This is a genomic window from Modestobacter sp. VKM Ac-2982, from assembly GCF_026967935.1.
Classification (GTDB): domain Bacteria; phylum Actinomycetota; class Actinomycetes; order Mycobacteriales; family Geodermatophilaceae; genus Modestobacter.
Genome location: NZ_JAPVBL010000001.1, coordinates 699,280 through 725,981, shown reverse-complemented (window position 1 = coordinate 725,981; position 26,702 = coordinate 699,280). Strand labels below are relative to the sequence as shown.

At 73.9% G+C, this 26,702-nt stretch carries 25 protein-coding genes and 1 riboswitch; of the genes, 15 read left to right on the top strand and 10 right to left on the bottom strand.

Features of this window, described 5'->3' with window-relative positions; all coding sequences use genetic code 11:
• Nucleotides 1–864, top strand: an 864-nt coding sequence (locus tag O2W20_RS03615) for a hypothetical protein (protein WP_269170383.1), incomplete at its 5' end; no start/stop codon positions are given.
• A gap of 58 nt (nucleotides 865–922) precedes the next feature.
• On the opposite strand, the gene O2W20_RS03610 is transcribed toward O2W20_RS03615, so the two are convergent.
• Complete coding sequence (locus O2W20_RS03610; RefSeq protein WP_269170382.1) at nucleotides 923–1,348, bottom strand: DUF2795 domain-containing protein; 426 nt, start codon at nucleotides 1,346–1,348, stop codon at nucleotides 923–925.
• A gap of 34 nt (nucleotides 1,349–1,382) precedes the next feature.
• On the bottom strand, nucleotides 1,383–1,592 hold the full coding sequence (locus O2W20_RS03605) for a DUF2945 domain-containing protein (RefSeq protein WP_269170381.1): 210 nt from the start codon (nucleotides 1,590–1,592) through the stop codon (nucleotides 1,383–1,385).
• 415 nt (nucleotides 1,593–2,007) lie between these two features.
• Between O2W20_RS03605 and O2W20_RS03600 the strand changes: the two genes are divergently transcribed.
• The 5 genes from O2W20_RS03600 (at nucleotide 2,008) to cysD (ending at nucleotide 6,948) form a co-directional block, all read left to right on the top strand.
• Nucleotides 2,008–2,733: a siderophore-interacting protein gene (locus O2W20_RS03600; protein WP_269185487.1), complete on the top strand. Its 726-nt coding sequence runs from the start codon at nucleotides 2,008–2,010 to the stop codon at nucleotides 2,731–2,733.
• 136 nt (nucleotides 2,734–2,869) lie between these two features.
• The gene (locus O2W20_RS03595) at nucleotides 2,870–3,601 is read left to right on the top strand and encodes a response regulator transcription factor (RefSeq protein ID WP_269171001.1); all 732 of its coding nucleotides are present in this window, start codon (nucleotides 2,870–2,872) and stop codon (nucleotides 3,599–3,601) included.
• 23 nt (nucleotides 3,602–3,624) lie between these two features.
• Nucleotides 3,625–5,160: a sensor histidine kinase gene (locus tag O2W20_RS03590; protein WP_269170379.1), complete on the top strand. Its 1,536-nt coding sequence runs from the start codon at nucleotides 3,625–3,627 to the stop codon at nucleotides 5,158–5,160.
• A 33-nt stretch (nucleotides 5,161–5,193) separates the two neighbouring features.
• Nucleotides 5,194–5,904, top strand: coding sequence for a PaaI family thioesterase (locus O2W20_RS03585; RefSeq protein WP_269170378.1), 711 nt, complete (start codon nucleotides 5,194–5,196; stop codon nucleotides 5,902–5,904).
• Nucleotides 5,905–6,039: 135 nt separating this feature from the next.
• A complete protein-coding gene (cysD, locus tag O2W20_RS03580) occupies nucleotides 6,040–6,948 on the top strand; it encodes a sulfate adenylyltransferase subunit CysD (protein ID WP_269170377.1) in 909 nt (302 codons plus the stop codon).
• On the opposite strand, the gene O2W20_RS03575 is transcribed toward cysD, so the two are convergent.
• Nucleotides 6,939–7,265: a hypothetical protein gene (locus O2W20_RS03575; protein ID WP_269170376.1), complete on the bottom strand. Its 327-nt coding sequence runs from the start codon at nucleotides 7,263–7,265 to the stop codon at nucleotides 6,939–6,941. The genes cysD and O2W20_RS03575 overlap by 10 nt on opposite strands.
• 92 nt (nucleotides 7,266–7,357) lie before the next feature.
• Here O2W20_RS03575 and O2W20_RS03570 point away from each other — a divergent pair, with 92 nt between their 5' ends.
• Together O2W20_RS03570 and O2W20_RS03565 are read left to right on the top strand one after the other, a co-directional pair.
• Nucleotides 7,358–8,674: a sulfate adenylyltransferase subunit 1 gene (locus tag O2W20_RS03570; protein WP_269170375.1), complete on the top strand. Its 1,317-nt coding sequence runs from the start codon at nucleotides 7,358–7,360 to the stop codon at nucleotides 8,672–8,674.
• Nucleotides 8,671–9,897, top strand: coding sequence for a CynX/NimT family MFS transporter (locus O2W20_RS03565; RefSeq protein ID WP_269170374.1), 1,227 nt, complete (start codon nucleotides 8,671–8,673; stop codon nucleotides 9,895–9,897). Before O2W20_RS03570 ends, O2W20_RS03565 begins: the two co-directional genes overlap by 4 nt.
• 10 nt (nucleotides 9,898–9,907) lie before the next feature.
• Here the strand turns inward: O2W20_RS03565 and O2W20_RS03560 are convergent, their stop codons facing one another.
• Nucleotides 9,908–10,090 (bottom strand): hypothetical protein, encoded by a 183-nt coding sequence (locus O2W20_RS03560; protein WP_269159015.1) that lies wholly within the window; start codon nucleotides 10,088–10,090, stop codon nucleotides 9,908–9,910.
• A 266-nt stretch (nucleotides 10,091–10,356) separates the two neighbouring features.
• Between O2W20_RS03560 and O2W20_RS03555 the strand changes: the two genes are divergently transcribed.
• Nucleotides 10,357–10,719 (top strand): hypothetical protein, encoded by a 363-nt coding sequence (locus O2W20_RS03555; RefSeq protein WP_269170373.1) that lies wholly within the window; start codon nucleotides 10,357–10,359, stop codon nucleotides 10,717–10,719.
• Between the two features lie 28 nt (nucleotides 10,720–10,747).
• Here the strand turns inward: O2W20_RS03555 and hrpA are convergent, their stop codons facing one another.
• Nucleotides 10,748–14,704: an ATP-dependent RNA helicase HrpA gene (hrpA, locus tag O2W20_RS03550; protein WP_269170372.1), complete on the bottom strand. Its 3,957-nt coding sequence runs from the start codon at nucleotides 14,702–14,704 to the stop codon at nucleotides 10,748–10,750.
• Between the two features lie 188 nt (nucleotides 14,705–14,892).
• On the opposite strand from hrpA, the gene O2W20_RS03545 reads away from it, so the two are divergent.
• Entirely contained in the window at nucleotides 14,893–15,414 is a 522-nt protein-coding gene (locus O2W20_RS03545; RefSeq protein WP_269170371.1) for a MarR family winged helix-turn-helix transcriptional regulator, read from the top strand.
• A complete protein-coding gene (locus O2W20_RS03540) occupies nucleotides 15,411–17,291 on the top strand; it encodes an MDR family MFS transporter (RefSeq protein ID WP_269170370.1) in 1,881 nt (626 codons plus the stop codon). The genes O2W20_RS03545 and O2W20_RS03540 overlap by 4 nt, the downstream gene beginning before the upstream one ends.
• A 76-nt stretch (nucleotides 17,292–17,367) precedes the next feature.
• On the opposite strand, the gene O2W20_RS03535 is transcribed toward O2W20_RS03540, so the two are convergent.
• The 3 genes from O2W20_RS03535 to O2W20_RS03525 form a co-directional block, all read right to left on the bottom strand.
• A complete protein-coding gene (locus O2W20_RS03535; RefSeq protein WP_269170369.1) occupies nucleotides 17,368–17,682 on the bottom strand; it encodes a DMT family transporter in 315 nt (104 codons plus the stop codon).
• 10 nt (nucleotides 17,683–17,692) lie between these two features.
• A riboswitch (guanidine-III (ykkC-III) riboswitch) is annotated at nucleotides 17,693–17,757 on the bottom strand.
• 31 nt (nucleotides 17,758–17,788) lie between these two features.
• The gene (locus O2W20_RS03530; protein WP_269170368.1) at nucleotides 17,789–18,940 is read right to left on the bottom strand and encodes a zinc-dependent alcohol dehydrogenase; all 1,152 of its coding nucleotides are present in this window, start codon (nucleotides 18,938–18,940) and stop codon (nucleotides 17,789–17,791) included.
• 20 nt (nucleotides 18,941–18,960) lie between these two features.
• Nucleotides 18,961–19,431 (bottom strand): hypothetical protein, encoded by a 471-nt coding sequence (locus O2W20_RS03525; protein ID WP_269170367.1) that lies wholly within the window; start codon nucleotides 19,429–19,431, stop codon nucleotides 18,961–18,963.
• Between the two features lie 173 nt (nucleotides 19,432–19,604).
• Between O2W20_RS03525 and O2W20_RS03520 the strand changes: the two genes are divergently transcribed.
• Together O2W20_RS03520 and O2W20_RS03515 are read left to right on the top strand one after the other, a co-directional pair.
• The gene (locus O2W20_RS03520) at nucleotides 19,605–21,401 is read left to right on the top strand and encodes an acyl-CoA dehydrogenase (RefSeq protein ID WP_269170366.1); all 1,797 of its coding nucleotides are present in this window, start codon (nucleotides 19,605–19,607) and stop codon (nucleotides 21,399–21,401) included.
• Nucleotides 21,402–21,954: 553 nt separating this feature from the next.
• On the top strand, nucleotides 21,955–23,007 hold the full coding sequence (locus tag O2W20_RS03515) for a YihY/virulence factor BrkB family protein (RefSeq protein WP_269170365.1): 1,053 nt from the start codon (nucleotides 21,955–21,957) through the stop codon (nucleotides 23,005–23,007).
• A 59-nt stretch (nucleotides 23,008–23,066) separates the two neighbouring features.
• Here the strand turns inward: O2W20_RS03515 and O2W20_RS03510 are convergent, their stop codons facing one another.
• A complete protein-coding gene (locus O2W20_RS03510) occupies nucleotides 23,067–23,828 on the bottom strand; it encodes an enoyl-CoA hydratase/isomerase family protein (RefSeq protein WP_269170364.1) in 762 nt (253 codons plus the stop codon).
• A 77-nt stretch (nucleotides 23,829–23,905) separates the two neighbouring features.
• Nucleotides 23,906–24,616 (bottom strand): hemerythrin domain-containing protein, encoded by a 711-nt coding sequence (locus O2W20_RS03505; protein ID WP_269170363.1) that lies wholly within the window; start codon nucleotides 24,614–24,616, stop codon nucleotides 23,906–23,908.
• A 124-nt stretch (nucleotides 24,617–24,740) separates the two neighbouring features.
• Here O2W20_RS03505 and O2W20_RS03500 point away from each other — a divergent pair, with 124 nt between their 5' ends.
• Together O2W20_RS03500 and O2W20_RS03495 are read left to right on the top strand one after the other, a co-directional pair.
• Nucleotides 24,741–24,959 (top strand): hypothetical protein, encoded by a 219-nt coding sequence (locus tag O2W20_RS03500; protein WP_269170362.1) that lies wholly within the window; start codon nucleotides 24,741–24,743, stop codon nucleotides 24,957–24,959.
• A gap of 55 nt (nucleotides 24,960–25,014) precedes the next feature.
• A complete protein-coding gene (locus O2W20_RS03495) occupies nucleotides 25,015–26,694 on the top strand; it encodes a bifunctional 3'-5' exonuclease/DNA polymerase (RefSeq protein ID WP_269170361.1) in 1,680 nt (559 codons plus the stop codon).
• Nucleotides 26,695–26,702 lie beyond the last annotated feature (8 nt).

Below are 26,702 nucleotides of genomic sequence, written 5' to 3'. Positions count from 1 at the left end.
GTGGGCAGGATCGGGGTCACCAACGACGCTGCTGACGCTGCGGTGGGCAGAATCGGCGTCACCAACGACGCGGCCGACGCCGCCGTCGCCCGGATCGGCGTCACCAACGACGCCGCTGACGCTGCGGTGGGCCGGATCGGCGTCACCAACGACGCCGCTGACGCTGCGGTGGGCCGGATCGGCGTCACCAACGACGCCGCCGACGCCGCCGTCGCCCGGATCGGCGTCACCAACGACGCTGCTGACGCTGCGGTGGGCAGGATCGGGGTCACCAACGACGCTGCTGACGCTGCGGTGGGCAGGATCGGCGTCACGAACGACGCTGCCGATGCCGCCGTCGCCCGGATCGGCGTCACCAACGACGCCGCCGACCGGTCCGTGGCCCGGATCGGCGTCACCAACGACGCGGCGGACCAGTCCGTCGCCCGGATCGGCCGGTCGACCGACGCCGCCGAGGCGCTCCTCGAGGCGGTCGGCGGCACGGCCGGCGCCGCCGACGGCACGCTGGCCCGCGCCGAGGCGCTGCTCGCCGCGATCTCCCCGCTGCTGGACGACTACCGCCCGGCGTTGACCGCGCTGGCCCCGTCGCTGACCCGGTTCGCCGAAGAGCTGCACACCGACGAGGTCACCGCGATCATCACCCTCGTCGACCGGCTCCCCGACCTGGTCGTGCACCTCGACGAGGACGTCCTGCCGGTGCTGCTGACCCTGAGCGACGTTGCACCGGACCTGCACACCCTGGTGGAGACCGTGCAGGACATGCGACAGGTGGTGAAGGGCTTCCCGGGCTCGCGGCTGTTCCGGCGCCGCGGTGCCGAGGAGATCGCCGAGGAAGAGGCCGAGGCGGAGAGCTCCTCCTCCTGAACGCAGCGACCGGCGCCGCCCCCGAGGGGACGGCGCCGGTCGCTGGTCAGGTCGGTGCTCAGGTCTCCGTCGGGTAGCCCAGCGCCCGGACGACGTCCCCGATCCGCTCGTAGACCTGCCCGTCGGGCAGTCGGGACAGCTCGCTGGCCACCACGTCCGGGGCCCGGTGGTCCCGGGCGGCCTCGACCAGCTCCGGGCCGGTACTGGGGAAGTCCGCGCGGTCCAGCCAGCGGGCCAGCTCGGCCCGGGCCACGACGGCGTCGGCGTCCATGCCCACCGGGACCCCGCCGACCAAGGTGCCGGCCGGGTCGGCGTCGATGTCGGGCTGGTCCTCGCCGACCGGCTCCACCTCGCGCCACTCCTCGGAGCGGGTGGCCCGCTCGGCCTTCATCATCCCCTGCACCTCGTGCTCGAGCTCCTCGTCCAGGCGCGGGTTGTGCTTGGTGCTCCGGCTCCCAGTGAAGCCGCCGTCGGTCTCGCTCACGATGTCCTCCTCCGTGCGGGCGTCGCCGCGCCGCTCAGTCCTTCTCCAGTGCGCTGGGCTTGTGCACGGCGGTGCCCCCGCTCTTCTCGCTCTCCACCTCGTACTGCGGGTCGTCCGGGCTGGCGCGCACGGTGCGCCCGGCAGCCTCCGTGTCCTCGGTGATCTCCCGCTGCACCGTGCCCTCGGCCGTGCCGCCGTGGCTCTTCCAGCTCACGTGGTCGCCCTTCGAGAACTCCTCCGCCATCCCGGCCTCCCTCTCGCACCATCGGTCCGCTGTGCCTGCCCGTGGCGGCAGCCGCGCACACATCGGGCGACGGTGCACGCCGGGCGACCGGCTGCCACCCGACGGCGGTCACCCGTTCGGGGGGTGTCCGGGGGGACGGTGGTGACGACGGCGAGATCGTCACGTAGCGTGCTGACTCGACGGGACGCACACAGCGTCTTCCCTGATCAGTGCGATGAACTGGTCACGTTGGGTGAGGTCCTCGTCCACGATCGCCGGCTCGGCTGGCCCCATTCCCCCGGGGCCGGCCGGGTCGGCCCCGCTAGGGTCGTCCCTCGTGCCACCGACCGAGGAACCCGCCCCCACGGCAGCCGCACCAGGCGCCGGGGCAGCCGATCCCGCCGTCCGCCCGGTCGACGTGCTCACCGTGACGTCCGTGCGTCACGTGACGCCCGCGGTCCGCCGGGTGACCCTCACCGCGCCCGCCACCGTGGTCGCCGCGTGCGGGCCCACGATGTCCCTGCTCGTCCCCCGCGCCGAGGACCGCTCCCCGCGGTGGCCGGAGGTGGCGCGGGACGGCCGCATCGTCTGGCCCCAGGGCAGCCACGGCGTCGCCCTGCGGAGCTACACCGCGCGTCGGCAGGACCCGGACGCCGGCGAGGTCGACGTCGACTTCGTCCTGCACGGCGACGGCCCGGCCGCCTCCTGGGCCGCGGCCGCCGCGCCCGGTGCCGTGCTGGGCCTGGCCAGCGCCGCTCCCCTGGGCGCCTCTCCTGCCGGCTGGCTGCTGCTGGCCGGCGACGAGACCGCGCTCCCGGCGATCAGCCGGATCCTGGCGGCGGCCGACCCCGACACCCGTGGGGTGGCCCTGCTCGAGGTGGCCGGCCCCCAGGAGGAACAGCCGCTGACCGCGCCGGCCGGCGTCGAGGTGCGCTGGCTGCACCGGGCCGGCGTGGCGCCGGGGAGCAGCACCCTGCTGGTCGACGCGGTGGCCGCCCTGTTCCGCCCGCCCGGTGAGGACCTGTTCGCCTGGGTGGGCGCCGAGTCGGCCGTCGTCCGCGCCGTGCGCGCCGACCTGCGGGGCCGCTGGGGGCTCCGCCGGGGCCAGCACCACGCCATCGGGTACTGGCGCGCCGGCCGCGCGATGTCCCCGGCCGGTTGACCGCCTGGGCGACGGTCCCCGCGGCCTGATCCCCAGGCTCCTCACAGGTACCGTCCAGGACAGCCGCAGCCGCCAGCGGGACCCTGGAGCGATGACGACGTCGCCGCAGGGTCCATCGGGAGGGGACGTGTCCACCATGAGCTCCGGCTCACCCGCGCCCGGCGCCCGGCGGCCCGAGGCCCGGCTCCTCGTCGTCGACGACGAGCCGAACATCCGTGAGCTGCTGTCGGCCAGCCTCCGGTACGCCGGCTTCGAGGTCGCCACCGCCCCGGACGGGCAGCAGGCCCTGTCGATCGCCGACCAGTTCCAGCCGGACCTGCTGGTGCTGGACGTGATGATGCCCGGACTGGACGGCTTCGGCGTCGTCCGGCGGCTGCGTCAGAACGGGAGCAACACCCCGGTGCTCTTCCTGACCGCCCGGGACGCCGCCGAGGACAAGGTGACCGGCCTGACCCTGGGCGGGGACGACTACGTCACCAAGCCGTTCAGCCTCGACGAGGTCCTCGCCCGGATCCGGGCGGTGCTGCGCCGCACCCAGAGCGTGCAGCAGGCCGCCGAGGCCCCGCGGCTGACCTTCGCCGACATCGAGCTCGACGAGGAGTCGCACGAGGTCCTCAAGGCCGGCAAGCTGGTCAGCCTGTCGCCGACGGAGTTCAAGCTGCTCCGCTACCTGATGACCAACGCCGGCCGGGTGCTGTCGAAGGCGCAGATCCTGGACCACGTGTGGAACTACGACTTCAACGGCGAGGCCAACGTCGTGGAGTCCTACATCTCCTACCTCCGCCGCAAGATCGACACCACCGAACCTCGACTGCTGCACACGCTGCGCGGCGTCGGCTACTCCCTCCGCCTCCCCCGCGGCTCGTGACCGCGACCGCCCGGAGCAGGGCGGTGGACACCGCGCCGGCTGCGCCACCCCCGGGTGACCCGGTGGAACACCCGGCCCAGGGCCCCACGCCCCGGGTCCCGCTGCGGGTCACCCTGGTGGCCCTGATGGTGGCCCTGGTCGCAGCCGCGCTGGCCGCCACCGGCTTCGCCGCCACCTCCCTGCTGCGCGACTACCTCGTCGAGCAGCAGGACGAGCAGCTGGACGCCGGCCTGGACCAGCTGGCGGGGCAGCCGGTCCGGATCCTGCAGGCCTGCGCCGGCGACTGGCCGCGCATCCCGAGCAACCAGTACATCGCCTGCCTGGGCCTCGACGCCGAGGAGGACTCCGTCTCGGTCGTGCAGGGCCCGGACGACGACGACCTGCCCGACGTCAGCCGTCTGGACGCGACGGAAGTCGGCGTCGACGGCACCGACGCCATCTCCACCGCATCGCAGGACGGACGGACCACCTGGCGGGTGGGCGCGATCCGGGTGCCCAGCACCCCGGTCAGCGAGGAGTACGTCGTCGTCCTCGGACTCGACCTGAGCGCCGACGAAGACGCCCTGGGCCGGCTGGTGCGGATCGAGCTCATCGTCGGGCTGCTGGTCCTGGCGGTGCTGGGCGTCGCCGGCCACCTCGTCGTGCGCAACAGCCTGCGCCCCCTGACAGAGGTCGAGGACACCGCCCGGGCGATCGCCGCCGGCGACCTGTCCCGGCGCGTGCCGGTGGGCGACGACCGGACCGAGGTCGGCCGGCTGTCGGCCGCGCTGAACGGGATGCTCGGTCGGATCGAGAGCTCCTTCCGCGCCCAGCAGGCCTCCGAGGAGCACGCCGTCGCCTCCGAGGCGCGGATGCGCCGGTTCGTCGCCGACGCCAGCCACGAGCTGCGCACCCCGTTGACGTCCATCCGCGGCTTCGCCGAGCTGCACCGCCAGGGTGCGGTCGACGGCCCGGAGGACACCGGCCGGCTGATGCAGCGGATCGAGTCCGAGGCGACCCGGATGGGGTTGCTCGTCGAGGACCTGCTGCAGCTGGCCCGGCTGGACCAGCAGCGGCCGCTGGCCCTGGCCCCCGTCGACCTGGCCGAACTGGCCGGGGACGCCGTGCACGACGCCCGCGCCGTCGCCCCCGACCGCCCGGTCAGCCTGCAGCTGGACCCCTCGCTGACCGACGTGCCCGTCGTGCGCGGCGACGAGGCCCGGCTGCGTCAGGTGATCGGGAACCTGGTCGCCAACGCGCTCACCCACACCCCCGCCGGCACCCGGGTGACCCTGCGCGTCGCCGAGGACGAGACCGAGCCCGACGGGCTCGTCGTCGCGGTCAGCGACGAGGGCCCCGGCCTGGCGCCGGCCGACGCCGACCGGGTGTTCGAGCGGTTCTACCGGGCCGACTCCTCCCGCACCCGGGCCGCCGGGGGCACCGGGCTCGGGCTGTCCATCGTCGCCGCACTGGTCGAGGCGCACGGCGGTCGGGTCGAGCTGCACACCGCCCCAGGCGAGGGCGCCACCTTCGCCGTCCACCTGCCCCGCTCCGGTCCGCAGCCGTCCGGCCCCACCTGACCCGCCCGACGGGCCGGCTGGTCCAATCCACGGGTGACGATCGAGGGAACCGCCACCGAGGCCGAGCTGCTGGCCGCCGTCACCGACCTGGGCAGCGCCCTGCGCGAGCTGGTCGGCGCCACGGTGACGACGACGGTCCCGGCCGCGGAGCTGCACGCCGCCGCCGTCGCCGTCCGGCAGGTGACCGCCCGGCTGTCGGCGGCCCGCCGCAGCCGTGACCAGCTGCCCGCACTGGACGACCCGGCGCAGGCGCGGCGGGTGTTCAACCCGGTCAGCGGGGTCGGCAGTCCGTTGGCCCCACCGCTGGTCATCCGGCGCGAGGACGGCGGTGTCGTCAGCGAGGTGACGCTGGGGCTGGCCTACGAGGGACCGCCCAGCTACGTGCACGGCGGGATGAGCGCGCTGCTGATGGACCAGCTGCTGGGGTCGGCGGCGATCGCGGCCGGGCTCTGGGGCATGACCGCACGGCTCGAGCTCGACTACCGCCGTCCGGTCCCCCTGGAGACGGCGCTGGTGCTCCGCGCGGCGGTCAGCGGGAACACCGGCCGCAAGACCGTCATCACCGGGACGATCGCCCTGGCCACGGCCCCGGACCAGCCACTCGTCCAGGCCCACGGCGTCTTCGTGACACCACGGCCGGAGCAGGTCGCCGCCTACTTCTCCACCATCACCGACGCGACCGGCCGCCCGACCCCGCCCGGCCGGCCCGGGGACGCGACCGGGGTGGTCGACCGACCCCGCTGAGCCCACCGCCCGACCGGTCCCCGTGGGCCATGACGGACACTGGGGTCCGGGAATCCCCATCACGTCGATGCGGTTGCCCCACTGATCGTGTCGCCGGCCGGCGATGCGTGCCGCCGTCCTCGGGAGCTCGACAGCGTGTCCATCGCCGACCACCGGCTCACCCAGCTGCAGACGCTGGAGGCCGAGTCCGTCCACGTGCTCCGCGAGGTGGCCGCCGAGTCCGAGCGGCCGGTGCTGCTGTTCTCCGGCGGCAAGGACTCGATCGTCATGCTCGAGCTCGCCCGCAAGGCGTTCGCACCGGCCCGCATCCCCTTCCCGGTGATGCACATCGACACCGGGCTGAACTTCCCCGAGGTCCTGGAGTTCCGGGACAAGCGCGTCGCCGAGCTCGGGGTGGAGCTGGTGATCGCCTCGGTCCCCGATGCCATCGCCGCCGGCACGGTGCGCGAGGAGCCGAACGGGTCGCGCAACCGGATCCAGACCCCGGTGCTGCTGGACGCCGTCGAGCAGCACGGCTTCACCGCCCTGTTCGGCGGCGCACGGCGCGACGAGGACAAGGCCCGGGCCAAGGAGCGGATGTTCTCCTTCCGCGACGAGTTCGGCCAGTGGGACCCGAAGAACCAGCGCCCCGAGCTCTGGGACCTCTACAACGGCCGCACGCACCTCGGTGAGTCGATCCGGGTGTTCCCGCTGTCCAACTGGACGGAGCTGGACATCTGGGGCTACATCGCCCAGGAGGAGATCGCGATCCCGCAGCTCTACCTGGCCCGCGAGCGGGACGTCGTGGACCGCCAGGGGATGCTCTACGCGGTCAACGACTTCATCACGCCCCGGGACGGCGAGCAGGTGCTGCGCGAGAGCGTGCGGTACCGCACCGTCGGCGACGCCAACCTGACCGCCGCCGTCCGCTCCACGGCCACCAACGTCGAGGAGGTCATCGCCGAGATCGCGGTGACCCGGCTGACCGAGCGCGGCGCCACCCGCGGCGACGACAAGGTCAGCGACGCCGCCATGGAGGACCGGAAGAAGGAGGGCTACTTCTGATGGCGCCGATCCGGACGGCGCCGGGCACGCGCGGCCAACGCGGCCTCCAGCCGCTCGACCTCGCCCTGCTGCCCCTGCAGGCGAGCCCTGCGCAGCGCGCGCCGCAGTCGCCGACGGCGGTCGACCAGCACCCGGACGACGACGCCCAGGAGCACCAGCCCGGTCAGCCAGCCCACCACCTCGGGCACGCCCGGGTCCAGCGGCGCACCGAACGCCGAGTCGAGCAGACCGCTGGCCCACTCGGTGACGACGTAGCCGACGACGTAGCCGAGCACCACGACCATCAGCGCGGGCACCGCGGCAGCGAAGAGGAACACCGTCCCCCCTCCGTGGACGTGACCCCCAGCGTCCGCCACCGCCGCGCCACCCGCCAGCGAGACCTCCGACGAGACAGGGGAGAGGCCGCCCGATGACCTCCGCCGACGCACCCATCGACGTCCACTCCGCCGCCGCCGAGGCGGCCGCGGAGATCGCGCACGCCCGCAAGGACATCCTGCGGATCGCCACCGCCGGCTCGGTCGACGACGGCAAGAGCACGCTGATCGGCCGGCTGCTGTACGACAGCAAGGCCGTGTTCGAGGACCAGTACGCGGCGATCGCGCGGGCCAGCCGCGGCGACTACGTCGACCTGGCGCTGCTCACCGACGGGCTGCGCGCCGAGCGCGAGCAGGGCATCACCATCGACGTCGCCTACCGCTACTTCAGCACCCCGCGGCGCACGTTCATCCTCGCCGACACCCCCGGGCACGTGCAGTACACCCGGAACATGGTCACCGGCGCCTCGACCGCGGACCTGGCGATCGTGCTGGTCGACGCACGCAAGGGCATGGTCGAGCAGAGCCGCCGGCACGCCTTCCTCGCCTCCCTGCTGCGGGTGCCGCACCTGGTGGTCGCGGTGAACAAGATGGACCTGGTCGACTGGTCGGAGGAGGTGTTCGAGGGCATCCGCGACGAGTTCACCGCCTTCGCCACCAAGCTGGAGGTCCCCGACCTCACCGTCGTCCCGATCTCGGCCCTGCAGGGCGACAACGTGGTGACCCGGTCGGCGAACACCCCCTGGTACGAGGGCACCTCGTTGCTGCACCACCTCGAGCACGTGCACGTGGCCAGTGACCGGAACCTGGTCGACACCCGGTTCCCGGTCCAGTACGTGGTCCGGCCGCAGTCCGACGCCTTCCACGACTACCGCGGCTACGCCGGCCGGGTCGGTGCCGGCGTGCTGCGCCCCGGTGACGAGGTGCAGGTGCTGCCCAGCGGGCTGACCACCACGATCACCGCGATCGACGGGCCCGACGGCCCGGTGGAGGCGGCGTTCCCCCCGATGTCGGTGACCGTGCGGCTGGCCGACGACCTGGACGTCTCCCGCGGCGACATGATCTGCCGCCCGCACAACGCCCCGCACGTCACCCAGGACCTGGACGCGCTGGTCTGCTGGATGGCCGACACCCCGCTGACCCCGCGGATGCGGCTGGCCGTCAAGCACACCACCCGCACGGTGCGCGCGATGGTCAAGGACCTGCAGTACCGGCTGGACGTCAACACCCTGCACCGGGAGACCGACGCGACCGAGCTGGGTCTCAACGACATCGGCCGGGTGCGGCTGCGCACCACCCAGCCGCTGTTCGTCGACGACTACCACCGCAACCGGGTCACCGGCCGTTTCATCCTGATCGACGAGGCGACCAACGCCACCGTCGGCGCCGGGATGCTCACCCCCGCCGGGTGAACCAGTCGGCCCCGCGGGCCGTTCGCTCGCGGGGCGCGGCGTTGCTGCTGGTCACCGCGATCATCGTCGTCGCGCTGAGCCAGCGGCCGGCCATCGTGGCGGTGGCCCCCCTGCTGGGCCAGCTGCGGGCCGACACGGGCCTGAGCAGTGCGCTGGCCGGTCTGCTGACCGCGCTGCCGGTGCTCTGCTTCGGCGCGTTCGCCCCGCTCGCCCCACGTCTGGCCCGCCGGATCGGGCTGGAGACGGCGGTGGCCGCCTCGCTCGCACTGCTGGCCGTCGGCATCGCCCTGCGGCTGCTGTCCCCGGTCGCGCTCCTCTACGCCGGCAGCCTGGTGGCCGGCGCGGCGATCGCCATCGCGAACGTGCTGATGCCGGCCTACGTCAAACGGGAGTTCACCCGCCCGGGCGCCGTGATGGGCGCCTACACCGCGTCGCTCAACATCGGGGCGGCTGCCGCCGCGGGGCTCACCGTGCCGCTGGGCGTGGCGCTGGGCGTGGAGTGGCGGGTGGCGCTCGCCTCCTGGCTGGTGCTGGCCGTCGCCGGCCTGGCGCTCTGGCTGCCGGTGGCCGGGGTGCGTGGCACCCCGGCGAGGACGGCGGAGACCGGCGCCGGGGCGTGGTCGCTGCTGCGGCAGCCGCTGGCCCGGCAGGTGACCGCCTACCTCGGCCTGCAGAGCGTGCAGTTCTACTCCTTCGCCGCCTGGCTGCCCACCCTGCTCGCCGACGCCGGTGTCCCGGTCCGCGAGGGCGGGCTGCTGCTGGCCGCCTCGAACGTGACCGGTGCGGTCGGGGCGCTGCTCGTGCCGGCCGCCGCCGGACGGATGGCCGACCAGCGGCCACTGGTGGCCGGCGTGCTGACCGCGTACGCCGTCGGGCTGGGCGGGTTGCTGCTCGCCCCGGCCAGCGGCACGCTGGTCTGGGTGGCCGTCTTCGGCGTGGCCCAGGGCGGCGGGTTCGCCCTGGCGCTGACCCTCATCGTGCTGCGCAGCCCGACCCCGTTGGTGGCCGCCCGGCTGGGGGGCGTCGCCCAGTGCCTGGGCTACCTGGTCGCCTCCACCGGCCCGGTGGTGCTCGGCGCCCTGCACGACCTCACGAGCGGGTGGACCTGGCCCCTGCTGCTGCTCATCGCGCTCCTGGCGCCGATGCTCCGGGCCGGCTGGGGTGCCGCGCGCGACGCCGTCCTGGATCCTGGCGAGGCGAGGACGGCGTCGCAGACGGGGTAGCCCTACCGGGTCAGGCCGACGGGTCGGTCGCGGCGTCCGGCTGCGGGGCGTCCGCGGCCTCGCCGTTCCAGTCCTTGCCGGCCGTGTCGGCGTTCTCGGAGGCGCTGTCGGTCTGCCCGGCGACGGTCTCCACCATCTCCTCGTCGGACAGACCCTGCCCGGCGGGCTCGGTGTGGCTGGTGGGCTCACTCATGCGACGACTCCTTCGTCTGACGATCGCGGTCCCCTCGACCGTCCCCGTGACGCGGGGACGGCAAACCAGCGGCGGTCAGCGCTCGGTGGGCTCCCCCACCCCGGCGGGTGACAGCTCGAACCACACGCGCTTGCCGGCGCACCACCATCCCGTCGGGAGTCGGCACCTGCAACGGCCGTTGCGGGCAACACGTGTTCAATCCGGTAGTGTCCAACCGATTCACCCGGGCCGACGGACCCGGGTGCACGGACCCGGAGCGCGACCGCGTGACCGAGGCCGGCGAGCCGTCCGAGGACGACGCCACCCGCGCCCTGCGCACCCTGCTGACCGAGCTCGACTCCTGCACCGTCCAGCTCGAGCAGGCGAAGGCCCGGGCCGAGGCACTGCTCGCCGCACGCGCATCCGGCCTGCCGTGGCTGGACGTCGTCGGCTCGGAGGCGCACCCCCTCATCGTCGAGCGGATCAGCACCGTGCTGGGCGTGCTGTCCACCGCCGGGCACGCCTGGCGGCGCGAGCAGGCGGCCGCACTCCAGGCCGAGGACGTGAGCATCAACCGGATCGCCGCGCTGTTCGGCGTGACCCGGCAACGGATCTCCGCCCTGCTCCGGGAGACGACCGACCCGATCTGACGCCGCCGGAGCTGACCCGGGGCCGGGTTCAGGCGCTGATCGCGTCGATCGCCTTGTAGACCCGCTGCTCGGAGATCGGCCGCGGGGTGCCGACGGTCTGGGCGAACAGGCCCACCCGCAGCTCCTCGATCATCCAGCGCACCCGGGTGACCGGGTCGTCCGGCGCCCCGGTCGGCGGCGCGGCGGCACGCAGCTGCGCGTACTCCGCCGTCACCGCGGCGACCTGCGCCGTCCACAGCTGGTCCCGGGCGGCGTTGGCCGGCAGCTTCTCCAGCCGGTGGGCCATCGCGGTCAGGTACCGCACCAGGTCCGGCAGCCGGCGACGCCCGGCGTCGGCGACGAACCCGCGGTGCAGCAGCCCGCCCATCTGGGCGCGCAGGTCGGCGATCGCCGCCTCCGGCACCCGGCGTCCGGGTGCGGCACCGATGGCGATCGCGACCTCGCGGGCCTGGGTCAGCACCGCCTCCACCCGGCGGACGGCGTCGGAGGTCAGCGGCAGCAGCTGCTCCCGCGCCGTGGCCAGCAGGGCGGTGAAAGCGGCCTCGGTGCGCGGCGGGCCACCGGCCGCGGCGATGAGCTCGTCGGCGGCGGCGTCCACGCAATCGGCCACCAGGTCGGGGATCTCGCCGTCCGGGTTGAACTGCAGCGCCAGCCGGGTGCGCGGGCCCAGCCCCTTGACCACCTGCCGGACCGGCGAGCCGGCCACGAGCTCCAGCAGCCGCCGCGCGCCGCGCCAGCCCAGCCGGGTCGCCTCCGCGGGGGTCGCCACCACCCGGACACCGACCGTCTCGCCCTCGTCGACCAGCGCGGGGTAGGCGGTGACGACGTGCCCGCCGCGCTGCACCTCCACGGTCTCGGGCAGGTCCCCGAAGGTCCAGCTCGTCTGGCCGGTGCGCTCGTAGGTGGAGGCCGCCCGGGCCAGGCTGGCCCGCGCCTGCGGCGCCACCCGCGCCCGGAGCTCGGCCAGGTCCTTGCCCTGGGCGAGCGGGCGCTGCTGGTCGTCGAGCACCCGGAAGGTCGCCCGGAGGTGCGCGGGCACCTCGGCGGGCTGCCAGGCATCGGGCGGGATGACCACCGAGGTCGCCCGGCGCAGCTCGCGCTCCAGCGCCGGCAGCAGCGGTTCGGTCGGGTCGATGTGCGGCAGCACCTCGCGCACCCGGTCGGGGATCGGCACCAGACCGCGCCGCAGCTGCTTGGGCAGCGACCGGAGCAGCTCGGTGACCAGCTCGGCCCGCTGCCCGGGCACGGTGAACGCCAGCGACTCCCCCGAGGTCCTGGCGAGGGTGTCCAGCACGCCCAGCGGGACGTCGACGGTGACGCCGTCCTCGGCCGCGCCGGGGGCGAACGCGTAGGACAGCGGCAGGGTCAGGCCCTGCGTCAGCCGCACCTCGTCCGGGTAGTCCTCGGCCTGCACCTGGCCGGCCGCCGCGGCGTTGGTGAGCATCTCCGGGGTGAAGGTGAGCAGGTCCGGCCGGGTCCGGCGGGCCTCCTTCCACCAGCGGTCGAAGTGCCGGGTGGAGACGACGTCGGCCGGGAGGCGGGCCTCGTAGAGCTCGAACACCGTCTCGTCGTCCACCCGGATGTCGCGCCGGCGGGCCCGCTCCTCGAGTTCGGCGACCCGCTCGACGGCGGCCTGGTTCTCCGCCCAGAACCGGTGGTGCGTCGTCCACTCGCCCTGCACCAGGGCGTGCCGGATGAACAGCTCGCGGGAGACCACCGGGTCGATCGAGCCGTACTGCACGCGCCGGCCCACCACCAGCGGCAGGCCGTAGAGGGTGACCCGCTCGGTGGCGACGACCGAGCCGCGCTTGGCGTCCCACCGCGGCTCGCTGTACTGCCGGTTCACCAGGTGGTCGGCCAGCCGCTCGACCACCTCCGGGTCGATCCGGGCGACGGTGCGGGCGAAGAGCCTGCTGGTCTCGACCAGCTCGGCGGCGACCACCCAACGTGGCGGCTTCTTGGCCAGCGGGGTGCCCGGGGCGATCACGAACCGGGTGTTCCGGGTGCCCAGGTACTCCCGGCCGGGCCGGCCGGGCTTGCCGCTGCGGTCCTTGACCGGCTCGGCCTGCATCCCGACCTGGGAGAGCAGCCCGGCGAGCAGTGACGCGGTGACGCCCCGCTCGTCGGGGGCGGGGGCCAGCGAGCCGGTGGTCATGCCCAGCCGGCGGGCCGTGCTGCGCAGCTGGCCGTGCAGGTCCTGCCACTCGCGGATGCGCAGGTAGTGCAGGAACTCCTTCTTGACGGTGCGCCGGAACTGGTTGCCCGACAGCTCCTCGGCCCGCTCCGCCAGGTACTGCCAGAGGTTGAGCAGGGCGAGGAAGTCGGAGTTCTCGTCGGCGAAGCGCTTGTGCAGCTCGTCGGCGGCCTGCTGGTGCTCGGCCGGGCGCTCCCGCACGTCCTGCACGGTGAGCCCGGCGGCGATGACCAGCACCTCCTCCAGCACCCCGCGCCGGTCGGCCTCCACGACCATCCGGGCGATCCGCGGGTCCAGCGGCAGCGCGGCCAGCGCCCGCCCGGTCTCGGTGAGCTTGCCCTCGCCGTCCAGCGCGGCCAGCTCCTCCAACAGCGCGAGGCCGTCGGCGACCGCCCGGCGGTCCGGCGGGTCGATGAACGGGAAGTCGGCGACGTCGCCGAGGTCGAGCGAGGCCATCTGCAGCAGCACCGAGGCGAGGTTGGTGCGCAGGATCTCCGGGTCGGTGTACTCCGGTCGGGCGTCGTAGTCGTCCTCCGTGTACAGCCGGATCGCGATGCCCTCGCTGGTGCGCCCGCACCGGCCGGAGCGCTGCCGGGCCGAGGCCTGGCTGACCGGCTCGATCGGCAGCCGCTGCACCTTGGTGCGATGGCTGTACCGGGAGATCCGCGCGGTGCCGGGGTCGACGACGTACTTGATGCCGGGCACGGTCAGCGACGTCTCGGCGACGTTGGTGGCCAGCACGATCCGGCGGCCGGTGTGCGCCTGGAAGACCTTGTGCTGGTCGGCGGCCGACAGCCGGGAGTAGAGCGGCAGGACGTCGATGGGCGTGCCGTTGCGCTCCGTCGTCCCGGCCAGCGCCTCGGCGGTGTCCCGGATCTCGCGCTCACCGGCAAGGAACACCAGGACGTCGCCCGGCCCCTCGGCGACCAGCTCGGCGCAGGCGTCGACGATCGCGGAGGTCTGGTCCCGGTCGGGGTCCGCGTCCGGGTCGTCGGGGTCGATGACGGGGCGGTAGCGGACCTCGACCGGGTAGGTCCGCCCGCTGACCTCGACGACGGGGACCTGCGCGCCGTCGGTCGAGAAGTGCTTGGCGATCCGGTCGACGTCGATGGTCGCCGAGGTGATGACCAGCTTCAGGTCCGGGCGGCGGGGCAGCAGCCGGGCGAGATAGCCCAGCAGGAAGTCGATGTTGAGGCTCCGCTCGTGGGCCTCGTCGATGATGATCGTGTCGTACTGGCGCAGCATCCGGTCGCGCTGCACCTCGGCCAGCAGGACGCCGTCGGTCATCAGCTTGACCAGCGTGCGGTCGCCGACCTCGTCGGTGAACCGGACCTTCCACCCGACGACGTCGCCCAGCGGGGTGCCGATCTCCTCGGCGATCCGCTCGGCCACCGTGCGGGCGGCCAGCCGCCGCGGCTGGGTGTGCCCGATCCGGCCGCGCACCCCGCGGCCCAGCTCCAGCAGGATCTTCGGCAGCTGGGTGGTCTTCCCCGAGCCCGTCTCCCCGGCCACCACGACCACCTGGGAGTCGCGCAGCGCGGCCGCGATCTCCTCGCGGCGCTGGCTGACCGGCAGCTCCTCCGGGTAGCTGACCACCGGGACGGCGGCGCGACGGCGGGCGATCCGCTCCTCGGCGGCGGCGACGTCCGTGGCGACCTGCTCGTGCTGCCGGGCGCGGGCCGCCGGGTCCTTGGTGCGCCGGGTGCCGTCGAGCCGTCGGCGGAGCCGGTGCTCATCGGCGAGGGTGAGTGCGGACAGCCGGGACCGGAGGTCGTCGTGCGGGGTGGTCACGGGGTGCTCGCAGTTCCTTGAAGAGGGGGACGACTCCCCAGGGTCTCACCTCCGCGGCCGCGACCGCAGGCAGCAGATCCAGTGCAGACCACAACTGGTTGCATGTACCGCGCAACGGCTTGTACCGTGCAACTGCTCCTCCGGCGCATCGTCGCGCTGCTCAGCCCACCGCGTCCCCCGGAGCGCTCGTGACCGACCTCGCCCCACATCCAGACCAACAGGCGGTCCTGGGTGACGAGCTCGCCCGCCTGATGCGGGTGATGCACGCGCTCAAGTCCCTGGCCACCGACGAGTCCGGCCCCGACGCCCGGGAGCGGGCGGCGCACGTGCTGCTGTTCCCGCTGACCCGCCTCGGCCCGCTCCGCCAGGGCGCGCTCGCCGAGGTGGTGCACGCCGACCCCTCGACGGTCAGCCGGCACGTCACGCTCCTCGTCGACCAGGGGCTCGTCCGCCGGGTGGCCGACGAGCGGGACGGCCGGGCCAGCCGGCTCATCGTGACCCCGGCCGGCGAGGCCGCCATGGAGCGGCTGCGCGAGGAGCGCAACGCCCACCTGGCCACGGCCACCGCGGGGTGGACCCCTGCCGAGCTGGACTCCTTCACCGCGGCGCTGCAGCGGTTCGTGCAGGACCTCACCGACCACCTCCCGACCCCGGGCGCCCCCGCTGGCAGCGCCGGAGACGACAGCGAGCAGAAGAAGAAGGACCGATGACCCAGACCAGCGACCGCACGACGGGCGCCGAACGCCGCACCGCCCGGGCCGCCGCAGCGGCGCCCGACGCCTCCGGGGCGTTCACCCACCGCCAGATCATGACGATCCTGGGCGGCCTCCTGCTCGGCATGTTCCTCGCCGCGCTGGACCAGACCGTGGTGTCCACGGCGATCCGCACGATCGCCGACGACCTGAACGGCTACGACCTGCAGGCGTGGGCGACCACGGCCTTCCTGATCACCTCGACGATCACCACGCCGCTCTACGGCAAGCTGAGCGACATGTACGGCCGCCGGCCGTTCTACCTGTTCGCGATCGCCGTCTTCGTGCTCGGCTCGATGCTGTGCGGCCTGGCCGACACGATGTACCAGCTGGCCGTCTACCGGGCGATCCAGGGCATCGGTGCCGGTGGCCTGATGTCGCTGGCGCTGGCGATCATCGCCGACATCGTGCCGCCGCGGGAGCGCTCGAAGTACCAGGGGTACTTCATGGCCGTCTTCGGCACCTCCAGCGTGCTGGGCCCGGTCATCGGCGGGTTCCTCGCCGGTCAGTCCACGATCCTGGGCATCACCGGCTGGCGGTGGATCTTCTACGTCAACGTGCCGCTGGGCATCCTGGCGTTCGCCGTCGTCTTCAAGGTGCTGCACCTGCCGCACACCAAGCGTGAGCACCGGATCGACTTCCCCGGCGCGCTGGCGCTGATCACCTTCCTGGTGCCGCTGCTGATCGTCGCGGAGCAGGGCCGCACCTGGGGCTGGAGCAGCACCGGCGCACTGATCTGCTACGCCCTCTCCGCGCTCGGCTTCGCGCTCTTCGTGCTCGCCGAGCGGGTCTACAAGGACGACGCGCTGCTGCCGCTGCGGATGTTCGCCAACCGCACCTTCGCGGTGACCAGCCTGAGCAGCATCGTGCTGGGCGCGGGCATGTTCGGCGGCATCCTGCTGCTGCCCCAGTACCTGCAGATCGTGCAGGGCTCCAGCCCGACCGAGGCCGGGCTGCAGATGATCCCGCTGGTCATGGGGATCATGGCCGGGTCGATCATCGCCGGCCAGGTCATCGCGCGGACCGGGAAGTACAAGGCGTTCCCGCTGGTCGGCGTGGTCTTCATCGTCACCGCACTGGTGTCCCTGTCCTTCATCGTCGGCGCGGACACCCCGGTGCCGCTGATGTTCCCCTTCATGACGCTGATGGGGCTGGGCCTGGGCTTCAACTTCCAGCCGGTCATCCTGGCGGTGCAGAACGCGGTGAGCCCGCGGGAGATCGGCGTCGCCACCTCGTCGGTGACGTTCTTCCGCCAGATGGGCGGCACCCTGGGGACGGCGGTCTTCCTCTCCGTGCTGTTCACCCGGCTGCCCACCGACATCGGCAGCGCGGTCTCCGACGCCGCCGCGGCCGACCCGGCGCTGGCCCCGCAGCTGCAGGCGGCGGCGGGCAACGCGGCCGACCTGTCGGACACCTCCTTCATCCAGGAGCTGCCGAGCGCCGTGGCCCTGCCGTTCAAGACCGGTTTCGCCGACTCGATCGACATGGTGTTCCTGATCGCCGCCGGCGTGGTCGCGCTGGGCTTCTTCGTCCTGCTCCTGCTCCCCCAGCTGGCGCTGCGGACGCAGTCCGGCATCCAGGCCCAGCAGGCCGGCGCCCGGGAGGTCACCGACGACCCGAACACGGCGGCGGCGCACGCGGCCGGTGCCGCGGCGCCGACGTCGGTGGAGCCGCCGGTCGACGACGCCGACCGCACCGACCGGCGCCTGGACGACGACCGGGTCGGTGCACCGACGTCCGGCGGGGGCCGGCACGAGGCGGCGCCGGACCAGCCGACCGGGCTGGACAGCGTCCCGGCCGACCACCTGCCGGAGGGGGCGCGCGACCCGCGCTGACCCCTCCTCGCACGCGCTCCGGGCGCTGTGCACGTGCTGCGGCACGTGCACAGCGCCCGGCGTGCGCGCAGGGCGGTCAGTGGGTGAGCTTGAGCCCCACGACGCAGCCGACGATCCCGGCCAGCAGCAGCACCCGGACGACGGTGACCGGCTCGTCCCCCGACCACATCGCCCAGCCTGCGGTCAGCGTCGCGCCGATGCCGACCCAGACGGCGTAAGCCGTGCCGATCGGCAGCCCCCGCATCGCGTAGGCCAGCCCGGCCATGCTCCCGGCGAGGCCGACCGCGAAGACCACGGTCGGCGTCAGCCGGGTGAAACCGTCCGACCGGCCGAGGGCGGTGGCCCAGACGGCCTCCAGCACGCCGGAGAGGACGAGGACGAGCCAGTACACCGGGCCTCCAGGTACACCGTCTTGTCGCTGTCCGGGTACGGCGTGCTCGTCCGGGAGCCCGGTGCCGGGCCCGTCCCCAGCCTCGCACGGCCGGGGACGGGCCGCGTCAGCTGCCGGGGGTGAAGACGGCGCGCACGCAGCCGTCCTCCTTGTCCTTGAACATCTGGTAGCCGCGGGGCGCCTCGCTCAACGGCATGACGTGGGTGGCCAGGTGCTCGGTGGTGAGCTCCCCCTGCTCCATCCGCTCGAGCAGTTCGGGGATGTAGCGCTGGGCGTGCACCTGCGCCCCCCGCATGGTGATGCCCTTGTTCATCAACGCACCCAGCGGGAACTTGTCCACCATCGCGGCGAAGACCCCGAGGGTGAAGATGCTCCCGCCCTTGCGGCAGGCCATGACCGCCTCACGGAGGGCGGTGGGCCGGTCGGTCTGCAGCCGCAACTGCTGCTTGACCTGGTCGTAGACCCCCGCGGCGCCGGAGCTGTGCGCCTCCATGCCGACCGCCTCGATGCAGACGTCGGGCCCGCGGCCACCGGTCCGCTCGCGCAGCTCGGCGAGGACGTCGGTGCTCGAGTAGTCGATGGCCTCGGCACCCACGTGCTCGCGCACCTGCTGCAGCCGCTCAGGGACGCGGTCGACGACGAAGACCTGCTCGGCCCCCAGCAGCATCGCCGCCCGCGCTGCCATCTGGCCCACCCCGCCGGCGCCCCAGACGGCCACGACGTCACCGGGCTTGGTCCCGGCCAGGTCGGCGCCCATCCAGCCGGTGGACGCCGCGTCCGAGGCGAACAGCGCCCGGGTGTCGGAGATGCCCTCGGGGACGACGAAGGTGCCGACGTCGGCGTAGGGCACCCGGATGTACTCCGCGTGGCTGCCGGCGTAGCCGCCCATGGCGTGGGAGTACCCGAGGCAGCCGCCGGGGCTCTGCCCCCACAGCCCTTCGGTGATGCCGGGGTTCGCGTTGCCGTTGTCGCAGAGGGAGTACTCCTCCTGCTTGCAGTACCAGCAGTTCCCGCAGGCGGCGAACGGTGCGCCGACGACGCGGTCGCCGACCTTGCGGTGCCGCACCGCGGACCCGGCCTCCACGATCTCGCCGATGAACTCGTGGCCCAGCACGTCGCCGGCGCGCATGAACGGGATGTACCCGCCCAGCAGGTGCAGGTCCGACCCGCAGGTCACCGACTGCGCGACCTTCAGGATCACGTCGTGGTCGTTGAGCAGCGTCGGCTCGGGCACCTCCTCGACGGAGACCTCGTTCACGCCGGTCCACGTTGCCGCCTTCACAGCACGCCCTCCTTCGATGCACGCTCGTCCATGCCGTCGAGGACCTTCCCCTGGGGGGTCTGCGCGCGGTGGCCGTGCGGCTGCGGCTCGTTCCGCAGCACCTCGCCGGTCTCGATCCGCTGCTTGGCCTCCCGCAGCGCCGAGCGGAGCTCGCCCAGCTGGTCCTCCCCCACCCGGTCCCGGAAGCGGGCGGCCAGCTCGGCGCCGCGCTCGCCCGGGGCGGGGGTCACCCGGATCTCCAGGCGGTCACCGAACCGGGTCAGCGGCTCCGGGGTCCCGGCCTGCAACTGCTCGGGGTCGGTGAGCACGGTGACCGCTCTCCAGCGACGGGCGGCGGTCTCCGGGTCGTCGGTGGCCGAGGCCTGACCGACACCGGGGAGCCGGACGTGCTGGAGCTGTTTGAGCGCGCCGCTGCCGGCCTCGGAGGCCAGCCCGGCCGCCCGGGCCAGGATGTCTGAAAGGGGCATGGCCGCCCAGGTACCCGGCGCTGCCGCGAGCCCAACCCCCCGACAGGGCGACACGCTGCACGCGGGTCACCGAAGGCTGGTCACCGAGCACCGTCGGCGTCCAGCTGCGTGCGCTTAACCTGGGCAGGGGCCGTCCTCCGCCCCGCCGACACCGCCGTCGTCAAGGAGCTCCCGTGCGCTCGTCGCTCGTCCTGTCCCCCCGCGACCTCGAGTTCCTGCTGCACGAGTGGCTGCAGGTCGAGACGCTGACCAAGCGGGAGCGGTACGCCGAGCACTCGCGGGAGACGTTCGACGCCGTCCTGGAGCTGGCCGAGCAGATCGCCACCGAGCAGTTCGCCCCGCACAACCGCAAGGCCGACGAGAACGAGCCGCACGTGGTCGACGGCAAGGTGGTGCTGATCCCGGAGGTGGCGGCCGCGCTCAAGGTCTTCGCCGAGGCGGGGATGAACGCCGCCGCACTGCCCGAGGAGCTCGGCGGGCTGCAGCTGCCGGCGGTGGTGAACCAGGCGGTGCACGTGTGGTTCCAGGCGGCCAACATCGGCACCTCGGCCTATCCGTTCCTGACGATGGCCAACGCGAACCTGCTGGTCGCCCACGCCACCCCGGAGCAGGTGCAGACCTACGTGCCGCCGATGGCCGAGGGCCGCTGGTTCGGCACGATGGCGCTGTCGGAGCCGCAGGCCGGGTCGTCGCTGGCCGACATCACCACCCGCGCCGTCCCGCAGGACGACGGCAGCTACCGGCTGACCGGCAACAAGATGTGGATCTCGGCCGGTGACCATGAGCTGACCGAGAACATCGTCCACCTGGTGCTGGCCAAGGTGCCCGGGGGCCCGGCGGGCGTGAAGGGCATCTCGCTGTTCATCGTGCCGAAGTTCCTCGTCGAGGAGGACGGGTCGCTCGGCGAGCGGAACGACGTCGTGCTGGCCGGCCTCAACCACAAGATGGGCTACCGCGGGACGACGAACACCCTGCTGAACTTCGGCGAGGGCGTGCACACCCCCGGCGGGCGACCCGGCGCCGTCGGCTTCCTGGTCGGCGAGCAGCACCGGGGCCTGACCTACATGTTCCACATGATGAACGAGGCGCGGATCGGCGTCGGGATGGGCGCCACCGGGCTGGGCTACACCGGCTGGCTGCACGCCGTCGACTACGCCCGCGACCGCACCCAGGGCCGGCCGCTGTCGGGCAAGGACCCCGCCGCGCCGCCGGTGCCGATCATCGAGCACCCCGACGTCCGGCGGATGCTGCTGGCCGGCAAGTCCTACGTCGAGGGCGGGCTGGCGCTGGGGCTCTACTGCGCCCGGCTGGTCGACGAGGAGCGGACGGCGGAGACCGAGGAGGAACGCGCCCGGGCGCACCTGCTGCTGGAGATGCTGACCCCGATCGCCAAGAGCTGGCCCTCGCAGTGGTGTCTGGCCGCGAACGACCTGGCGATCCAGGTGCACGGGGGCTACGGCTACACCCGCGACTACCCGGTCGAGCAGTTCTACCGGGACAACCGGCTCAACCCCATCCACGAGGGCACCCACGGGGTCCAGGCGCTGGACCTGCTCGGTCGCAAGGTCGTCATGTCCGGCGGGGCCGGCCTGGCGCTGCTCGGCGAGACGATCGCGGCGACCACCGCGCGGGCGGCCGGCACGCAGTGGGCCGACCTGGGCGAGCAACTCGACGACCTGGTGCAGCAGCTCGGGGCGGTCACCGCGACGCTGTGGGGGCAGGGCGACCCGCAGGTGGCGCTGGCCAACGCGAGCGTCTACCTCGAGGCGGCCGGCCACCTCGTCGTCGGCTGGCTGTGGCTGGAGCAGGCCCTGGCCGCCGAGGGCCGGGAGGGCGACTTCTACGCCGGGAAGCACCAGGCAGCGCGGTACTTCCAGCGCTGGGAGCTGCCGAAGGTCGGCCCACAGCTGGCCCTGCTGGCCTCGCTGGACACCACGGTGCTCCAGATGCGCGGCGACTGGTTCAGCTGAGCGTCCGCCCGCGCGTGGCGACACCCACGTGCGGGCACGACGACGGCAGCCCTCCGGGAGGAGGACCGCCGTGGTGCGGCAGTTCGGGGAGGCCGGCCGGCCTCCCCGGGTGCGTCAGGAGACGGCGTTCGCAGGGCGCGGGGAGCGGGAGTCCGACGTCGCGGCCCGTCCGAGCGGCCCAGATGCCGCGCGCTTCTCTGCCTCGTACCGTGCGGTGGACTGCGTGCCCATCGCGATCACCAGGGCCGTCAGGGCCAAGAACCCGATCAGGCTCAGCGTCGGCCACAACACCATCTGTCACTCCACGTTTCTCTCGGGGCCCGCCGGAGACCTCCCGGCGACTCAGGTCCGATGCTCCTCTTCCCGCCCTGCCGCGTTCGAACCCTCCGGGGCGGAATCGGCAGGTCACGATCTGGTGACGGCGCGGCGCGTGGGCGGGTGGGGGCCCTGCCGAGACCCACCGGAGCCGGAATTCCTGGCCGCCAGGCGTGCGACAGCTGCCGCCGGGGCACCCACGGACCGACCCAGCCCGCGTCGATCACCGGAGGCCCCGATGGCCGGAGCAAGTGCACGACCCCCCCACGAGGGCCGCAACACGACGGACGACCGCGATCCGACCACCGCCCGCGACGGCGGGGACATCGCCCCCGGCGACGACAACATCACGCACGAGCGGGCCGACTTCGCGCCCACCGGCGTGGACACCGACACCAGCACCGGCGGGACGCTCAAGCGCGCCGCCAAGGAGTTCAGCGAGGACGGGCTGACCGACTGGGCGGCCACGCTCACCTACTACGGCGTGCTCGCGCTGTTCCCCGCGCTGGCGGCGATCGCCTCGATCGTCGGACTGCTCACCGACCCGGAGGAGCTCACCACCGCGCTCACCGAGGTCGTGCCGGAGCAGGCGGCCACCACGCTGAACCCGGTGATCGAGCAGATCGCCGGCAGCCCGAGCGCCGCCGGCTTCGGTCTGGTCCTCGGTCTGTTCGGTGCCATCTGGTCGGCCTCGGGCTACGTCGGCGCCTTCACCCGAGCGGCCAACGTGGTCTACGAGACCCGCGAGGGCCGCAAGATCTGGAAGCTCAAGCCGCTGCAGCTGCTGGTGACGCTGATCGGCATCCTGTTCGCCGCACTGATCCTGGCCATGCTGGTGCTCAGCGGCCCGGTGGTCGACGCCGTCGGCCAGGCGATCGGCCTGGGCAGCACCGTGCTCACCGTCTGGACCTGGGTGAAGTGGCCGGTCATCCTGGTGGTGCTGGCGCTGATGATCGCCGTCCTGTACTACGCCACCCCCAACGCCAAGCTGCGCGGGTTCAAGTGGGTCAGCCCCGGCGCCGGGGTCGCCATCCTGGTGGCGGTCGTCGCCTCCGCGCTCTTCGCCTTCTACGTGGCGAACTTCGGCAGCTACAACGCCACCTACGGGGCGCTGGCCGGCGTGGTGATCTTCCTGATCTGGTTCTGGCTGATCAACCTCGCCCTGCTGTTCGGCATCGAGCTCGACTCCGAGATGGAGCGGACGAAGGAGCTCAAGGACGGCGTGCCGCGTGCGGACAAGGAGATCCAGCTCGACGCCCGGGACGACCCCAAGCGTCAGCAGACCACCTGATCCACCCCGTACGACACGGCGGCCCCCGGTCCTGCTGGACCGGGGGCCGCCGTGCGTCCTCAGTCGGTCGGCCGGCGCATCGACCACATCTGGGCGGGGCGCTCGAACTGGGTGGCGATCTCCCAGCTGACCCCGGGCGGCCCGGTCTCCTTGCGGAAGTTCCCGACCGCCAGCCGGGCCAGCGCCGGGTCTCGGGCCACCCGGGCGGCGAGCTCCCGGGCGCGCCCCTCGACGGCGTCCTCGTCGTGGGTCTCCCACGCCAGGCCCAGGCGGACGGCGGCCTCGCCGTCGACCTCCTCGCCGAACAGCGCCATCGCCGCGGCGGCCTCCCGCCCGATCAGCCGGGAGAGCAGCACGAAGTGTCCACCGCCGGGGTGGATGCCGCGCTTGAGGAAGCCGCAGATCAGCCGGGCGTCGCGGGCGACGATCCGCAGGTCGGCGGCGAGCAGCATGTTCATCCCGGCGCCGACCGCCGAACCCCGGACGGCGGCGATCGTCGGCACCCGGACCTGGCCGAGCCGGTAGAACGAGTCGTAGATCGCGCCCATCCCGGCGTACGCCTCGGGCGCCGCCGGGTCGCGGCCGGCGTCGGTCAGGGTCTGCACGTCGCCACCGGCGCAGAACGACTTCCCGACCGCCTGTACGACGAGCGCGCCCACGTCCTCGCGGGCGTCGACCTCGTCGAAGGTGGCGATCAGCTCGGCGGCCATCGCGGGGGTGAGCGCGTTGCGCCGCTGCGGTGCGTTGAGCGTCACGACGGCGACGCCGTCGGACACCTCGAGCTGGACCTCGCCTGAGCTCTGGCCTGGACTGCCGGACATGCGACTCCCTCGCGTCGTCGGCCGGCGACGGTGCCGACCGTGTCCCTGCGATCAGACCACGCGGCCGGCACCGCCACTCAGCGGCTGGTCGACTGCCCGTCGTCACCGCGGCGGGCCAGCGGCACCCGTTCCACCCAGCCGGCGACCGTGGCCAGTCCTCGGCTGACCGCCTGGCCGGCGGGGGCGATCCGGTCCGGGGCGTGCTGCACCCCCGCGTCGACCAGGTCGCGGGTGCGGTCGAGCACCGACAGCGGCAGCCCGGAGAGGGCGTTCCCCGGCGGACGGCGGGAGACGGTCGGGTGCGGCCGGGTCGGCGAGACCCGCCGGGCCAGCTGCCACTGGCGGCCGAGCCGGCGCAGCGCCTCGTCGTCCACGGCTGCCTGCAGGCGGGGGAACAGCACGTCCTCCTCGTCCCGGACGTCCTCGCGCAGCACCTCCACCAGGCGGGACAGCGCCACTGCTCGGCGCGGGTCGTCGTGCCCGAGCGCCTCCAGCTCGCTGACCAGCTCGTTGACCTCCTGGTGCTCCTCCTCGACCTGGCGGGTCAGCGCGTCGCCGTCGGGCAGCACCCGCCGGATCACCGGCCAGAGCACCGTCTCCTCGGCGAAGGCGTGGCTGAAGACCAGCCGGTCGACCCGGCGCAGCACCCGCTCCTGGTCGGTGCCGGTGGTGCCGTCGAGCTCGTGCAGCAGCCGGTCCAGCTCCGCATGGTCCGCGCGCTGACGGGCGAGGACGCTGCCGGGCCCGCCGAGCTCCTCGACGGTCTGGTCGGCGATCGATCGGGACATCGGTGGCTCCTGGCGTGCGACAGCGCGACGTCCGGGGCTGGGACGGACCCGGCTCCTGCCCCAGGCCGCCCGGTCCCATGCGCCGGCCGGGCCCAGCGGCCGCCGGTGAGGGACAGTGGGTGCCATGGCGAACCTGATCGGTCGGGCCCGGCGGACGGCACAGGACCCGGTGGGCGAGAAGCTGGCCGGCCCGCTGCACGCGGTCGACGCGGCCGTCGGACGCCCGGCGCTGGAGTCGCACGAGGACGTGCCGGCGTTGTGCGGCGCCCACGTGCAGGTGGTGCCGGTGGAGGACGTGCCGGACGACACCGGGCTCTGCCCGGCCTGCCAGTACGGCGCCTGACCAGCCCATCCGGGCCGGAGCCCGTCCCGTCGTACCCGTCCAGGACACTGCCGCGGTGACCACGGCCGGGCCGGCGCCGGAGGACGGCGTCCCTGACCGGGTGCTCCTGGTCCGCTCGGCGCCCGGTCAGGTCGAGGCGCGGGAGCTCTCCGGCGGCGTCGCCGGCCCGCCGGTGCGGCTGCCGGAGGATGAGCTGCCGGGGTTCGTGCGGCAGCGGGCGGGAACCCGGTGGGTCTGGGACGACACCACCCGCTGGTACCCGGCACTGCTGGCGGCCGGGGTGCGGGTGGAGCGCTGCAGCGACCTGCGGCTGAGCCGGGCACTGCTGCGCCACTCCCCCCTCGTCGACCAGACGTCCCTCGCCGGGGACGACGCCGCGGCCTGGGACGCGCTGGCCCCGGTCGCCGCCGAGGAGCACACCCTCTTCGCCCTCGACGACCTGGCCCAGCGGCTTGACCCGGTGGCCGAGCACAGCCGGCAGCAGGCGGCCCTGGCCGCCGCGCCCGAACGTGGGCGGCTGGCCCTGCTGCTGGCCGCGGAGTCCTCCGGCGCCCTGGTGGCCGCTGAGCTGACGCACGCCGGGCTCCCCTGGCGCGCCGACGTCCACGACCGGCTGCTGACCGAGCTGATGGGCCCGCGCCCGCCGCGGGGGCAGCGGCCGGCGCAGCTGGAACGGCTGGTTCCGGAGATCCGCACCGCCCTGGGCGCGCCGCAGCTGAACCCGGACTCCCCCGGCGAGCTGCTGCGGGCCCTGCAGAACGCCGGGCTGCCGGTGAGCGACACCCGGTCCTGGACGCTGGAGCAGCTGGACCACCCCGGCGTCCCGCCGCTGCTGGAGTACAAGAAGCTGGCCCGGCTGCTCGCGGCGAACGGCTGGGCCTGGCTGGACAGCTGGGTGCGCGACGGCCGGTTCCGCCCCACGTACCTGCCCGGCGGGGTGGTGACCGGCCGGTGGGCGTCGTCCGGCGGCGGGGCGCTGTCGGTGCCGACCCAGATCCGCCCGGCGGCCGTCGCCGACCCGGGGTGGCGGTTCGTCGTCGCCGACGTCGCCCAGCTGGAGCCCCGGGTGCTCGCCGGGATGAGCGGCGACACCGCCATGGCCGAGGCGGCGCGCGCGGCGGACCTGTACCAGGCGATGGTCGACAGTGGCGCCGTGCCGAGCCGCAGCGACGCCAAGCTCGGGATGCTCGGCGCGATGTACGGCGGCACCCGGGGCGAGAGCGGGCGGATGCTCCCCCGGCTGGCGCGCCGCTACCCGCGGGCCATCGGGCTGGTCGAGGAGGCCGCCCGGGCCGGCGAGCGGGGCGAGGTGGTGCACACCCTGCTCGGCCGCGGGTCCCCGCCGCCGACCGGCGCGTGGGCCGTGCGCTCCCTCGAGCCCGCGGACGACGGGGTGCCAGCCGAGGAGCACGCCCGCGACCGCCGCGCCTGGGGCCGGTTCACCCGGAACTTCGTCGTCCAGGGCACCGGTGCCGAGTGGGCGCTGTGCTGGCTGGCCGACCTGCGCAACCGGCTCTGGCGACTCGGTGACGCCGGTGAGTTGACCGACCGCCCGCACCTGGTGTTCTTCCTGCACGACGAGGTCGTGGTGCACACCCCCGCCGCCCTCGCCGAGGAGGTGACCGCGGCGGTGCACCAGGCCGCGGCGCAGGCCGGCCGGCTGCTGTTCGGCGGCTTCCCGGTCGACTTCCCGCTCGACGTCTCCGTCGTCGACTCCTGGGCCGACGCGCACTGAGCCGACGG

Bases quoted from the DNA above. Each gene is read 5' to 3' on its own strand.
- O2W20_RS03505 (WP_269170363.1), bottom strand. From the start codon at position 24,616: ATGTCCCGATCGATCGCCGACCAGACCGTCGAGGAGCTCGGCGGGCCC.
- O2W20_RS03540 (WP_269170370.1), top strand. From the start codon at position 15,411: ATGACCCAGACCAGCGACCGCACGACGGGCGCCGAACGCCGCACCGCC.
- O2W20_RS03515 (WP_269170365.1), top strand. From the start codon at position 21,955: ATGGCCGGAGCAAGTGCACGACCCCCCCACGAGGGCCGCAACACGACG.
- O2W20_RS03605 (WP_269170381.1), bottom strand. From the start codon at position 1,592: ATGGCGGAGGAGTTCTCGAAGGGCGACCACGTGAGCTGGAAGAGCCAC.
- O2W20_RS03595 (WP_269171001.1), top strand. From the start codon at position 2,870: ATGAGCTCCGGCTCACCCGCGCCCGGCGCCCGGCGGCCCGAGGCCCGG.
- O2W20_RS03510 (WP_269170364.1), bottom strand. From the start codon at position 23,828: ATGTCCGGCAGTCCAGGCCAGAGCTCAGGCGAGGTCCAGCTCGAGGTG.
- O2W20_RS03500 (WP_269170362.1), top strand. From the start codon at position 24,741: ATGGCGAACCTGATCGGTCGGGCCCGGCGGACGGCACAGGACCCGGTG.
- O2W20_RS03570 (WP_269170375.1), top strand. From the start codon at position 7,358: ATGACCTCCGCCGACGCACCCATCGACGTCCACTCCGCCGCCGCCGAG.
- O2W20_RS03560 (WP_269159015.1), bottom strand. From the start codon at position 10,090: ATGAGTGAGCCCACCAGCCACACCGAGCCCGCCGGGCAGGGTCTGTCC.
- O2W20_RS03525 (WP_269170367.1), bottom strand. From the start codon at position 19,431: ATGCCCCTTTCAGACATCCTGGCCCGGGCGGCCGGGCTGGCCTCCGAG.